The sequence below is a fragment of the Zhihengliuella alba genome, assembly GCF_039538765.1.
GTDB lineage: Bacteria > Actinomycetota > Actinomycetes > Actinomycetales > Micrococcaceae > Zhihengliuella > Zhihengliuella alba.
This window is the reverse complement of sequence record NZ_BAABCJ010000006.1, coordinates 39,882-51,901: the sequence shown is the minus strand read 5'-3', so window position 1 is coordinate 51,901 and position 12,020 is coordinate 39,882. Positions and strand designations below refer to the sequence as shown.

Genomic DNA, 12,020 nt, shown 5'->3' with positions numbered 1-12,020 from the left:
GGTCACTCCGCCCGGCGGCCCCGGTCCCTCCGGGGAATGAGGAGGCCGCCGGCCAGACCGATCAGCAGGAACGTCACCGGGCTCATCCGGGTCGAGTCGAGGAGCTCCGCGAAGCCCGGGAGGGGGCCGAGCCCGCTGAAGGCCAAGGGGAGTCCGAGCAGTCGCGGCAGCACCCCCGCGACGGCGAGGGCGACGAGGCAGAGCAGCAGCCCGAGCGCGGCGGCCCGCGACCGGGCCGCCAGGAGCGCGGTGGCCAGGACCGCCAGCAGGACCAGCAGGGCGCCGAGCAGGGCCCCGGCCCCGGCCCCGGCGGACGCGCCGAACAGGGTGGAGTAGCCCCAGTTGCCCACGTAGAAGACGGCGGCTCCGAGCACCAGTCCGGCGACCAGCCAGAGGAGGGCTCCTGCCACGCCGGCCGCACTCGACCGTGTGTCCGAGCCCGTGCCCGACCGTGTGCCCCTCCGTGTGCGCATCTGATCGGTCATCTCGCATCATCGCCTCTCATTGCTCGGCCCTGCCTGGTCTCGCCGATTCGGACTCGCCGGTCTGGTCTCGCCGGGTCTCGCCAGTCCAGCCGACCCCCGGCCGGAAGTCCAGAGCGTGCGCCGACGAGAAGTCCACCCGCTCATATGAGACAAGGCTTGCGCTCAAATGTTAGGCTGGGTCCACGATTGTGCGCCGCATCACCCGACCGGGCCGCCCCGAGTGGCCGGAGGCCCGGAGAGGCGGCGCCGCGCCCACTAGACGAGCGGAGTCAGTCATGAACGAACCCACTGCGGCGCAATCCGCCGTCGACCTCTCGCTCCGGACGCTCGACGCCGCCGCCACCGGCGGGGCCCGGGTGCCCGGCTACGATCCCGCCGCCCGGCGCGTGGGGATCGTCCACTTCGGGGTCGGTGGCTTCCACCGCGCCCACCAGGCGCTCTACCTGGACCGGTTGATGAACAGCGGTCTGGCCCTGGACTGGGCGATCTGCGGCGTGGGCCTCATGCCGCACGACGCCGCGATGCGCGATGCGCTCACGACCCAGGACGGCCTCTACACGCTGGTCGAGAAATCCCCGGACGGCAGCCGCGACGCCCGCGTCATCGGTTCCCTCGCCGAGTACCTCTTCGCGCCCGACGAGCCCGAGGCCGTCCTCGCCCGGCTGACGGATCCGGGCGTCCGGATCGTCTCCCTGACGGTCACCGAGGGCGGCTACAACTACAACCCCCGCACGGGGGAGTTCCTCGCGGACACCCCCGCCGTCGCGGCCGACCTCGCCGCGGACTTCACCGCCGAATCCGGCACCGGAGCAACCCCCACCACCACGTTCGGCTACATCACCGAGGCGCTGCGCCGCCGTCGTGCCGCGGGCACCGCGCCGTTCACCGTGATGAGCTGCGACAACATCCAGGGCAACGGGCACCTGGCCCGCACGGTCTTCACCGCGTTCGCCGAGGCCAAGGACCCGGACCTCGCCGCCTGGATCCGCGAGCACGTCGCGTTCCCGAACTCCATGGTGGACCGGATCACCCCGGTGACCACGGACGCCGACCGGGCCGCCGTCGCCGCCGAGTACGGCATCGCCGACCGCTGGCCCGTGGTCTGCGAGGACTACATCCAGTGGGTGCTCGAGGACGACTTCCCCGCCGGCCGACCGCCGTTCGAGCAGGCCGGCGTCCAGGTGGTGGACGACGTCGAGCCCTACGAGCTCATGAAGCTGCGCCTGCTCAACGCCACGCACCAGGCGATGGCCTACACCGGCTACCTGGCCGGCTACCGCTACGCGCACGAGGCCGCGCAGGACCCCCTGTTCGCCGAGTTCTTCGCCCAGTACATGCGCCGCGAGGGCGAGCCCACGCTCAAGCCGGTCCCCGGCATCGACCTGGCCGCCTACCAGGCCAAGCTCCTCGAGCGGTTCTCCAACGAGCAGGTCCGGGACACCCTCGCCCGGCTCTGCGCCGAGTCCTCGGACCGCATCCCCACCTGGCTGGTCCCGGTGATCGTGCAGAACCTGAACGACGGCGGCGCGTCCGCCGGGCGGTCCGTCGCCCTGAGCGCGGCGATCGTCGCGTCCTGGGCGCGCTACGCGGAGGGCGTGGACGAGGCCGGCGAGCCGATCGACGTCGTCGACCGGCTCAAGGACCGGGTGATGGCCGCGGCGGCCCGCCAGGGCGAGGACGAGCTCGCGTTCCTGCGCGATCCAGAGCTGTTCGGCGACCTGGTGGAGCACGAGGAGTTCGCGCGGCACTACCTCGCCGCGCTGCGCAGCTTCAAGGCGGTGGGCTCGCGGGCGACGCTCGAGGCGCTCCGCGACTCGGGTTGGGCCGGCCTGGCCTGATCCGCGGACCGGGAGGCCCGGTTCCGTGACCCCGCTGCGGCCGGGCAGGCCGCTGCCGACGGTGCGGCAGCGATTCCCAGGCTGACCGGGCTAGGGCGTCAGCTCGACGCGCAGGATGCGGTCGTCGTCGGGGCCGGGCGTGCCGCGGCCGTCGGTGTTGTTGGTGAGCATCCACAGCGAGCCGTCCGGTGCCGCGGCGACGTCGCGGAGTCGCCCGTGCTCGCCGACCAGGTGCTCCGTCGAGCCCGCCAGATCGTCCAGGGGGACCTCGCGGAGGCGCTCACCGCGCAGGTTGGCGATCCAGAGGCCGCTCCCGGCGACCGCCACGCCGCTCGGACTCGCGTCGGCGGGCGACCACTGCTGGACCGGGTCGGTGAAGCGGTCGTCCCCGCCGACGCCCTCGACCTCGGGCCAGCCATAGTTCGCGCCGGGCTCGATGACGTTGAGCTCGTCCCACGTGTTCTGGCCGAACTCGCTCGCGTACAGCGTCCTGTTCGCGTCCCAGGCGAGACCCTGCGGGTTGCGGTGCCCGTAGCTGTACACGGGGGAGCCGTCGAACGGATTGTCCTCGGGCACCCCGCCGCCGGGGGTCAGGCGGAGAATCGTGCCGTTCAGGTCCCGCCGGTCCTGGGCGCTGGATGGATCGCCCGCGTCGCCGACGGTCGCGTAGAGCATGCCGTCCGGTCCGAACGCGATCCGGCCGCCGTTGTGATAGCTCGCGGCGTCCGGCGCGTCGAACCCGTCGAGGCCGTCCGCCCCGCCGAGGAGGGGCTCAGGCTCGCCGAGGCCCAGAGCGCCCGGGTCGCCCGTCAACGGGTACCGCTCGATCCGATTCTCGTCCTCGGCCGTGAAATACACGTACAGGTAGTCCTCGCGGACGGCGATTCCGAGCAGGCCGCCCTCGCCACGCGGCGTCGCGCCCGCCACCGTGCCGACGTCGCGCGCGGCACCGTCGGCGCCGAGCTCGACGATTCTCCCCGAGTCCCGTTCGCTCACCAGGGCCGTGTCGCCGAGGAAGGCGATGGACCACGGCGCGTCGAGGCCGGACGCGATCGTCGAGACGTCGAGCGCCGACGGCTCGTCAGCTGACGCGCTCGCCGTGGTCTGGCCTGACTCAGTCCGGCCCGGCGCGGCGGACCCGCCCGGCTCGCTCGCGGGGCCGCCCGCGCACCCGGACAGCACCGCGAGCACCATCACCGAGCCGATCGCCACCACCGGATGCAGCACGGCTGCCGAGCCGCGTGCCAGCCGCGGCCCCCTGCCACCTCGACCATCGTGGGGGCGATCTGTTCCGGCGGACCTGCCGTTCACCGGGCCCGCCTCTAGGCCGTCTCGCCGCGCGCGGACCGCCGACGGTCCGCGGCCGGGGCGGCCGGCGCCTGGTCCCGGCGGGTCGGAGCAGCGCCTTCACCGGTGGAGGCGAGGTCCTCGCCGGCCGGGGCCCGCTCCCCGCTGGCCGCCCAGGAGGCGAGCAGCTGCAGGCGCTCGGCGGACGGCGACCCGGGTTCGGCCGCGTACACCGTCAGTGTCAGCCCCGGCTCCGCCTCCAGCGCCATGCCCTCGTAGGCGAGGGTCAGCTCGCCCACCACCGCATGGTCGAACGTCTTGAAACCGGTGCCGTGGTGCCGCACATTGTGGGCTCCCCAGAGACGCCGGAACACCTCGTCGCGGGTGGAGAGCTCCCCGATGAGGTCGTGGAGCTCCTTGTTGTGCGGGTCCCGCCCGGCCTCGGTGCGGAGGATCGAGACCGTCACCTCGGCGAACGCGTCCCAGTCGGGGTAGAACCGGTGGGCCCGCTCGTCGAGGAACGTGAAGCGGGCCAGGTTCGGCGGCTGGCCCGGCATGTCATACACGTCCTGGTAGAACGCCCGCGCCAGGGCGTTGGCAGCGAGCAGGTCCAGGCGGCCGTTCCGCAGGAACGCCGGGCCGGCGGTGATCGCGTCGAGCGTCCACTGCAGGCTCGGGTGGGGCTGCCACCCCTTCGAGTTGCGACGGCGGGGCGAACGCGCCACCGGGCTGGCGGCGTGCGCCAGGTCGAACAGGTAGGCCCGCTCGGCGTCGTCCAGCTGCAGCGCCTTGGCGAGGGCGTCGAGTACCTCGGGGGAGGCGCCGCTGATCGCGCCGCGCTCCAGCTTGGTGTAGTACTCGACGTTCACCCCGGCCAGAGCCGCGACCTCGCTGCGGCGCAGGCCCTTGACGCGGCGATTGGTGCCCGCCGGCAGCCCCACATCGCCCGGCGAGACCTTCTCCCTCCGCGTGACCAGGAAGTCGCGGACCTCGGATCGGTTGTCCATGGCTCCAACGGTAGGACGGGAACCGGTCCCGGGGGAGTCCCTGCCGGTACCCGTCTCGAGCGGGACTCCCACGCGCCGCCGGGCCGTGGTGTGGTGGACGGCGATGAATGAACTGACACGAGGAGAAGCCATGCGCGCCGTCGTCATGCACGCCCCCGGAGACATCCGGGTCGACGAGATCGAGAAGCCCACCGTCGTCGAGCCCACCGACGCGGTCATCCGCGTCACCGCCACCTGCGTCTGCGGTTCCGACCTCTGGCCCTACCGCGGGATCGAGGAGGTCCGCGGACCCACGCCGATGGGCCACGAGTACGTGGGCGTCGTCGAAGCCACCGGAGACGCCGTCCAGGACGTCGCCGTCGGCGACTTCGTCGTCGGGTCGTTCGTCGCCTCGGACAACACCTGCGAGATCTGCGCGGCCGGTTTCCAGTCCCGCTGCATCCACCAGGTGATGATGGGCTCGGTCGGCACGCAGGCCGAGTACGCCCGGATTCCCCTGGCGGACGGCACCCTGGTCAAGGTCGACGGCGAGCCCACCCCGGCGCAGCTGCGCAGCCTCCTCGCCGCCTCCGACGTGCTCGGGACCGGATGGTTCGGCGCCGTCGCAGCGGAGGCCGGGCCCGGCAAGACCGTGGCCGTCGTCGGCGACGGCGCCGTGGGACTGCTGGCGATCCTCGCCGCCCGGCGGCTCGGCGCCGAACGCGTCATCGCGATGTCCCGCCACGCCGACCGCCAGGCACTGGCGAAGGGGTTCGGCGCCACGGACATCGTCGAGGAGCGCGGCGACGCCGGCGTGGCCCGGATCAAGGAGCTGACCGGCGGCTACGGGGCCCACTCGACCATTGAGGCCGTCGGCACCCAGGAGTCGATGCTGCAGGCGATCCACGCGACCCGGCCCGGCGGCCACGTCGGCTACGTCGGCGTCAGCCACGGCGTGGAACTGGACGGCCTGGACCTCTTCTTCGCGACGGTGAGCCTGCTCGGCGGGCCCGCGCCCGTGCGTCGGTTCCTGCCGGAGCTGATCGACCTGATCATGAGGGACGAGATCGATCCGGGCGCCGTCTTCGACCTCGAGCTGCCCCTCGAGCAGGCGGCCGAGGCCTACCGGGCCATGGACGAGCGCCGCGCCACCAAGGTGCTCCTGACGCTGTGAGCATTCCTGCGGAGAGGGCGGGACGCCACCGCCTGCCCCTGGCCGTCTACGTCCTCGCCGTCGGCACGTTCCTGATGCTGACCACCGAGTTCGTCGTCGCTGGCATCCTGCCGGACATCGCCGGGGGACTCGGGGTGTCGCTCGCCCGCGTCGGATCCTTCATCACCGTCTTCGCCGTCGGCATGATCATCGGAGCGCCGCTGATGACCGTGCTCACGGTCCGGCTCTCGCAGCGACTGACCCTGCTCATCGCGCTCGGGATCTTCGTGCTCGGGCACGTCTGGGTGGCACTGGCCGCCGACGCTGGGCAGATCGTCGCCGCCCGGTTCGTCACCGGCGTGGCGACCGGCGCCTTCTGGGCCGTGGCCGCCGTCGTCGCGAGCCGCGCTGCGGGTCCCGGCCTGGCCTCGCGCGCCGTCGGCGTCGTCGCTGCCGGCGGGTCGCTGGCCACGGTCCTCGGCGTCCCCCTGGGCGCGTACATCGCCCACGTGACAGGGTGGCGCGGAACCTTCTGGACGCTCGCCGCGGCTGCCGCCCTCGTGACCGTGCTGGTCCTCCGGCGGGTGCCGCGTGACCAGCCCGACCGTGGCAGCGCAGCCGGCGACATCGTCGCGGACCTGGGCGACCTCCTCTCCCCCAGGTTGTGGTTGGTTCTCCTCGCCTGCGCTACGACGAGCGGTGGCGTCCTGGCCGCGTACTCCTACATCGCGCCGGTGCTCACCGACCGGGCGGGTCTGTCCACCGCGGCGGTCCCCCTGGTGCTCAGCGTCTTCGGGATCGGTTCCTTCGCCGGGACGCTCCTCGCCGGCCGTCTGGGGGACCGGCACCCGCATGCGGTGACCATCGTGACGCCGGCAGTCTCCACGGTCCTGATGGCCTCGATCGCCCTGTTCTCGAGCTCGCCGTGGGCGCTCGTCGCCACGGTCGCACTGTTGGGCCTCGTCGGCCTCAGCGCGAACGGCGTCCTCATCCATCTCGCCGTGCGTTTCTCCGGCAGGGCAGCGGCGCTCGGCTCGGCACTGAGCGTCGCCGCCTTCAATCTCGGCACCGCCACCGTCACGCCGATCGCCGGCGCGGCGCTGGACACGCCGCTGGGGCTCGACGGGCCCGCCGCAGTGGGCACCGCAGTCATCGCGCTCACGCTGATCCCGACGGCGGCCCTCGGACTCATCGACCGCCGTCGTGCGCGCTCGGAGCAGGCCCACGCCGAGGCCCTGCCCCCGGCCGACGCCCTCAGCCCGCGGTGAGGAGCGCCAGGACAGCCCGGTCCGGCTGCTTGGAGAAGTCCGCGACCCGGCCGCGCTCGAACAGCTCCACCACGCGCGGGTCCACATACGAGTCGCGGGCGATCGTGGGAGTGTTGTGCAGCCACTCGGCCGCCGCCTTCATGGCGGCGGCGACGGCGCCGGGCGAGGTGTCGCCCGCGCGGTAGGACCGGGCGAGGCTGCGCGCCGCGACGACGGTGCCCTGCCAGGTCCGGAAATCCTTGGCCGAGAAGCCGGGCCCGGCGATCCGCTCGAGGTACGCGTTGATGCCTCCGGCGTCGATGCATGCCCAGCGCCGCCCGCCCCGGCCTGGACCGGCGGTCGTGGCGAAGCACAGCGCCGGCGCCGGACGCGGTCCGGCGGGCACGGACTCGAAGAAGCCGTGCAGTAGGTCGTCCTCCACGCGGACGTCCCAGTCGTTGCCGGACTTGCCGCGGAAGCGCAGGTGGACGATCCCGTGCTCGAGGCTCACATGACGCCGCTCCAGGGTCGCCGCCCCGAACGATCCGTTCTCCTGCGCGTACTCCGCCCCACCGACGCGCAGGCCGGCGCGGTCCATCAGCCGCACAGCGGCCGCCAGCGCGCGGCGCTGCCCGTCGTCGGACTGGCGCAGGTCCCGGGTGACGGCCCGCCGGATGGCCGGCAGCCTCCGGGCGAAGGCCAGCGAATGCGCGAACTTCTCCGCGTCCCGGTGCTCCCGCCACTCGGGGTGGTACAGGTACTGCCGGCGGCCCGCGTCATCCACCCCGGTCGCCTGGATGTGCGCCCGGGGCTCGGAGGAGATCCACACGTCGGTCCAGGCCGGCGGAATCACGAGTCCCTTGATGCGCTCCAGCAGCGGCCCGGGCCCGATCCTGCGCCCGTTGGCCGAGTAGTACGCGAACCCCTTGCCGGCTCGACGGCGGCGGATCCCGCCTTCCCCGGGCTCGACGCGGACCAGCCCGTCCGCGGCGGGCGACATGGACTCGGCTCTCACCTACGCGCTCTTCTTGGTGGTCTTCTTGCTGCTGTCGGAGGAGGAGCTGCCGGACGAGCCCGACGACTTCTTGGCGGTGCCGGACTTCTTCGCCGCGGAGGACTTCTTGGCGGTCCCGGACGTCGATTCCTTCTTCTTGGCCGACGACTTCGATCCGCTCGACTTGGTTCCGCTCGATTTGGACCCGCTCGATTTGGACCCACTCTTGGAGGACGCCGACTTCCGCGACGGCTCAGGCTTCTCGTCTGCGTCGTCGTCGCTCTCGTCGGCGTCCGCGTCAGCCGCGGAGGCGCGCTTGGAGCCGCCGCCGCGCTTGGACTCGACGCTGCGCTTGAGCGCCTCCATGAGGTCCACGACGTTGCCGCGATCGGTCTCGGCCTCCTCGCGTGCGGCCTCGGCGTCGCCGAAGGTGGCGTCCGTGTCCAGCGCGTCCCCCTGCTCCAGTTTCTCCTCGATGAGCACCTGGAGCTCCTCCTGGTACTCGTCCACGTAGTCCTCGGGCGTGAAGTCGCCGGAGAACTGGTCCACGAGCGCAGAGGCCATCTTCAGTTCCTGGTCGCTGACCTTGGCCTTGCTCTGGGTGGCCGGGAAGTCCACCTCGCGCAGCTCGTCGGCCCAGCGCAGCTGCTGGAGGATCAGGACCTTGTCCCGTACCCGCAGCGCGCCCAGGTTGGTGCGTCGGCGCAGGGAGAACCGGACGATCGCCGTGAGGTCGCTGGCCTCGAGGGTGCGCCGCAGCAGGATGTACGCCTTCGGCGACTTGGACATCGGCTCCAGGTAGTAGCTCTTGTCCAGGAGCAGCGGGTCGATCTGATCGCTCGGCACGAACTGCACCACGTCGATCTCGTCGCTCTTCTCGGCCGGCAGCGACTCGATCTCCTCGTCGGAGAGGACCACGGTGCGGTCGCCGTCGTCGTACGCCTTGTCGATGTCCTCGTACTCGACCTTCTTGCCGCAGACCTCGCACCGGCGCTCGTAGCGGATCCGCCCGCCGTCGGCGTCGTGCACCTGGTGCAGGCGGATGTCGTGATCCGTGGTCGCGCCGTAGACCTTGACCGGCACGTTGACCAGTCCGAAGGCGACAGCGCCCGTCCATATGGCCCTCATGGCCACAGTGAACCACCGGACCTTTGGAGTTGGCTAGGGATTCGCTGAGTCCTCTGGCCAAGCCAGCCCCCGCCGGACAGGGTGGGAGCAGTGCGGCGCCCTGCGCCCCTGGTGGGACGCGGGACCGCCGGCGCGGACGCAGGCGGGAACGGAGGAGAGCATGGCGGGACGGAGCGGATCGCAGCGGCAGACGGTGGAGGTCGCCGGGCAGCGGCTGCGCGTGAGCAACCTGGACAAGGTCCTCTACCCGGAGGCCGGCACCACCAAGGCGGACGTGCTGGACTACCTGGCCCGGGTGGCCCACGTCCTGGTCCCGCAGGCCGCCTGGCGGCCCGTCACGCGCAAGCGCTGGGTGGACGGGGTCGGCACCGAGGACAAGCCCGGCAAGGTCTTCTTCCGCAAGGACCTGGAGGACTCGGCGCCGGACTGGATCCCGCGCGCGGCCATCAAGCACAAGGACCACACCAACACCTACCCGCTGGCCAACGACCCGGCGGTGCTCGCCTGGTTCGGCCAGGTCGCGGCGCTGGAGGTCCACGTGCCGCAGTGGCGCTTCGCCCCGGACGGGACGCCGAGGAACCCGGACCGGATGGTGCTGGACCTGGACCCGGGGGAGGGGGCCGGGCTCGCCGAGTGCGCCGAGGTGGCGCTGCTGTGCCGGGAGCTGCTCGACGGGATGGACCTCACCGCCGTGCCGGTGACCTCCGGCTCCAAGGGCATCCACCTCTATGTGGCGCTCGACGGGACCTACACCACCGAGCAGGTCTCCGACGTCGCGCACGAGCTCGCCCGCGCGCTCGAGGCGGACCATCCGGACCTGGTGGTCTCCGACATGAAGAAGACCCTGCGCACGGGCAAGGTGCTGGTGGACTGGAGTCAGAACAACGGCAACAAGACCACCGTCTGCCCGTACTCGCTGCGCGGCCGCGCCCGGCCCATGGTCGCGGCGCCGCGCACCTGGAAGGAGATCAAGAGCCCGGACCTCGCCCAGTTGGACTACCTGGACGTGCTCGAGCGCGTCGAGTCCGGGCTGGACCCCATCGCCGAGCAGGGCTGGCACGGGACCTCGGAGACCGAGGGGCCCGGGCCGCGGGCCGGCCGGAAGGCCGCCGAGCAGCCGTCGTCCGCCGGCGATGGACCCTCGGAGTCGAAGGAGTCCAAGAAGTCCAAGAAGTCCGGCGGCAACGGCGCCGCGGGCCGGACGGGGAAGAAGGGGGACGACGGCGCTGCGCCGGCGCCCGCGGACCGGCTCGCCGAGTACCGCGCCAAGCGGGATGCCACGAAGACGCGAGAGCCGGTGCCCGAGGAGTCGCCCGCGCCGCGCGAGGGGGAGGAGCCCATCTTCGTCATCCAGGAGCACCACGCCCGGCGGCTGCACTACGACTTCCGCCTGGAGCACTCCGGCGTCCTGGTCTCCTGGGCGGTCCCCAAGGGGCCGCCGCTCGAGACGGACGAGAACCGCCTGGCCGTCCAGACCGAGGATCACCCGATGGAGTACGCGACGTTCGAGGGCGAGATCGCCAAGGGCGAGTACGGGGCCGGGCAGGTCTCGATCTGGGACAGCGGGACCATCGAGATCGAGAAGTGGCGCGAGGGCAAGGAGGTCATCGCGGTGCTCTCCGGCCGGCCGGACGGCGGGCTCGGCGGGGTGCCGCGGCGCTTCGCGCTGATCAATGCGCCGGGCATGGGCGGCGAGGACAACTGGCTGCTGAAGCTCATGAAGGACCAGTCCCGCTCCCCGCGGGACCGCGCTGCCCGGCGGGAGGCGCAGCGCAGCTCCGCGCCGAAGAAGCCCCGGCAGGGCGATGCCCGCTGGACCGAGGAGCTGGAGGAGCCCCCGGCGCCGATGCTCGCGACCGCCGGCGGCGTCGGCGACCTCGCGCCGGACGACGACTGGGTCTTCGAGATGAAGTGGGACGGCGTCCGCGCGATCGTCGGCATCGTCGACGGGAAGGCCCAGCTGACCAGCCGGAACGGCCGCGACATGTCGGCGCTCTACCCGGAGCTGCAGGAGCTCGCCGGCCTCGGCGCCGACGGGGCGGACCTCCACGGCGCGGTCCTGGACGGCGAGATCGTGGCGCTCGGCGCGGGGCACCGCCCCGACTTCGGGCTCCTGCAGACCCGGATGAAGCTGACCAGGAAGAAGGAGATCGAGGCCGCGGCGGAGAAGGTCCCGGTGCACCTGATGCTGTTCGACGCCCTGCGGGTGCCGGACGACGGCGGCGTCCGGGCCCTGATGCGCGAGCCCTACACCGAACGGCGGGAGGCGCTCCTCGCCGCCGTCGAGGAGGGCGAGCACATCCACCAGCCGCCGGCGCACGGCACCAGCCGCGACGACGCGGACGGGCGCAGCGGCGTCGACGACGCGATCGAGTCCAGCCTGGAGCTGGGCCTCGAGGGCATCATCGCCAAGCGCGCCGACTCGACCTACCAGCCCGGCCGGCGCAGCCGGAACTGGATCAAGATCAAGAACGAGAAGCACCAGGAGGTCGTGGTCATCGGCTGGCGGACCGGCCTCGGCTCGCGCGCCGGCAGCATCGGCTCCCTCCTGGTCGCGGTGCCGGAGGACGGCGGGCTCGTCTACGCCGGACGCGTCGGCACGGGGTTCGACGACCGCGACCTCGAGGAGGCGGCCCAGAAGCTGCGCCGGATCGAGCGCAAGACCCCACCGGCGGACGTGCCCCGCGCCGATGCGCGGGACGCCCACTGGGTGACGCCGCGGCTGGTCGGCGAGGTCCGCTACTCCGAGGTCACCGGCGGCGGCCGGCTCCGCCACCCCGTCTGGCGGGGCTGGCGTCCGGACAAGGACGCGGACGACGTCGGCTGGGAGGAGTGACGCTCGGCCCGGAAGGGACCCGCCGGACCGGTCGCGGCGGCGCCCTCCAAGGAACCCTGCCGACCG

General features: G+C 72.6%; 9 protein-coding genes. 4 read left to right on the top strand and 5 right to left on the bottom strand.

What is annotated here, in order from left to right; genetic code table 11:
- Positions 1-2: 2 nt before the first annotated feature.
- Positions 3-410 carry a hypothetical protein gene (locus ABD784_RS11760; RefSeq protein ID WP_344884802.1) on the bottom strand — a complete coding sequence of 136 codons (408 nt, stop codon included), beginning with the start codon at positions 408-410 and terminating at the stop codon, positions 3-5.
- Positions 411-760: 350 nt separating this feature from the next.
- Between ABD784_RS11760 and ABD784_RS11755 the strand changes: the two genes are divergently transcribed.
- The gene (locus ABD784_RS11755; protein ID WP_344884799.1) at positions 761-2,323 is read left to right on the top strand and encodes a mannitol dehydrogenase family protein; all 1,563 of its coding nucleotides are present in this window, start codon (positions 761-763) and stop codon (positions 2,321-2,323) included.
- Between the two features lie 90 nt (positions 2,324-2,413).
- On the opposite strand, the gene ABD784_RS11750 is transcribed toward ABD784_RS11755, so the two are convergent.
- Both ABD784_RS11750 and ABD784_RS11745 read right to left on the bottom strand, forming a co-directional pair.
- Positions 2,414-3,517 (bottom strand): PQQ-dependent sugar dehydrogenase, encoded by a 1,104-nt coding sequence (locus ABD784_RS11750; RefSeq protein WP_425582978.1) that lies wholly within the window; start codon positions 3,515-3,517, stop codon positions 2,414-2,416.
- A 128-nt stretch (positions 3,518-3,645) separates the two neighbouring features.
- The gene (locus tag ABD784_RS11745; RefSeq protein WP_344884793.1) at positions 3,646-4,617 is read right to left on the bottom strand and encodes a helix-turn-helix domain-containing protein; all 972 of its coding nucleotides are present in this window, start codon (positions 4,615-4,617) and stop codon (positions 3,646-3,648) included.
- A 130-nt stretch (positions 4,618-4,747) separates the two neighbouring features.
- On the opposite strand from ABD784_RS11745, the gene ABD784_RS11740 reads away from it, so the two are divergent.
- On the top strand, positions 4,748-5,770 hold the full coding sequence (locus tag ABD784_RS11740; RefSeq protein ID WP_344884790.1) for a zinc-dependent alcohol dehydrogenase family protein: 1,023 nt from the start codon (positions 4,748-4,750) through the stop codon (positions 5,768-5,770).
- Positions 5,767-7,017, top strand: coding sequence for an MFS transporter (locus tag ABD784_RS11735; RefSeq protein WP_344884787.1), 1,251 nt, complete (start codon positions 5,767-5,769; stop codon positions 7,015-7,017). The genes ABD784_RS11740 and ABD784_RS11735 overlap by 4 nt, the downstream gene beginning before the upstream one ends.
- Here the strand turns inward: ABD784_RS11735 and ABD784_RS11730 are convergent.
- Positions 7,004-8,011 carry a DNA topoisomerase IB gene (locus ABD784_RS11730; protein ID WP_344884784.1) on the bottom strand — a complete coding sequence of 336 codons (1,008 nt, stop codon included), beginning with the start codon at positions 8,009-8,011 and terminating at the stop codon, positions 7,004-7,006. The two genes, ABD784_RS11735 and ABD784_RS11730, sit on opposite strands and share 14 nt — an antisense overlap.
- Positions 8,012-9,118, bottom strand: coding sequence for a non-homologous end joining protein Ku (gene ku / locus ABD784_RS11725; RefSeq protein WP_344884781.1), 1,107 nt, complete (start codon positions 9,116-9,118; stop codon positions 8,012-8,014). It abuts the gene before it with no gap.
- A gap of 160 nt (positions 9,119-9,278) precedes the next feature.
- On the opposite strand from ku, the gene ABD784_RS11720 reads away from it, so the two are divergent.
- Positions 9,279-11,954, top strand: coding sequence for an ATP-dependent DNA ligase (locus tag ABD784_RS11720; protein ID WP_344884778.1), 2,676 nt, complete (start codon positions 9,279-9,281; stop codon positions 11,952-11,954).
- Positions 11,955-12,020: the final 66 nt, after the last annotated feature.

Coding starts and splice junctions, on each gene's coding strand:
- ABD784_RS11755 (WP_344884799.1), top strand. CDS start 761: ATGAACGAACCCACTGCGGCGCAATCCGCCGTCGACCTCTCGCTCCGG.
- ku (WP_344884781.1), bottom strand. CDS start 9,118: ATGAGGGCCATATGGACGGGCGCTGTCGCCTTCGGACTGGTCAACGTG.
- ABD784_RS11740 (WP_344884790.1), top strand. CDS start 4,748: ATGCGCGCCGTCGTCATGCACGCCCCCGGAGACATCCGGGTCGACGAG.
- ABD784_RS11720 (WP_344884778.1), top strand. CDS start 9,279: ATGGCGGGACGGAGCGGATCGCAGCGGCAGACGGTGGAGGTCGCCGGG.
- ABD784_RS11745 (WP_344884793.1), bottom strand. CDS start 4,617: ATGGACAACCGATCCGAGGTCCGCGACTTCCTGGTCACGCGGAGGGAG.
- ABD784_RS11750 (WP_425582978.1), bottom strand. CDS start 3,517: ATGGTGCTCGCGGTGCTGTCCGGGTGCGCGGGCGGCCCCGCGAGCGAG.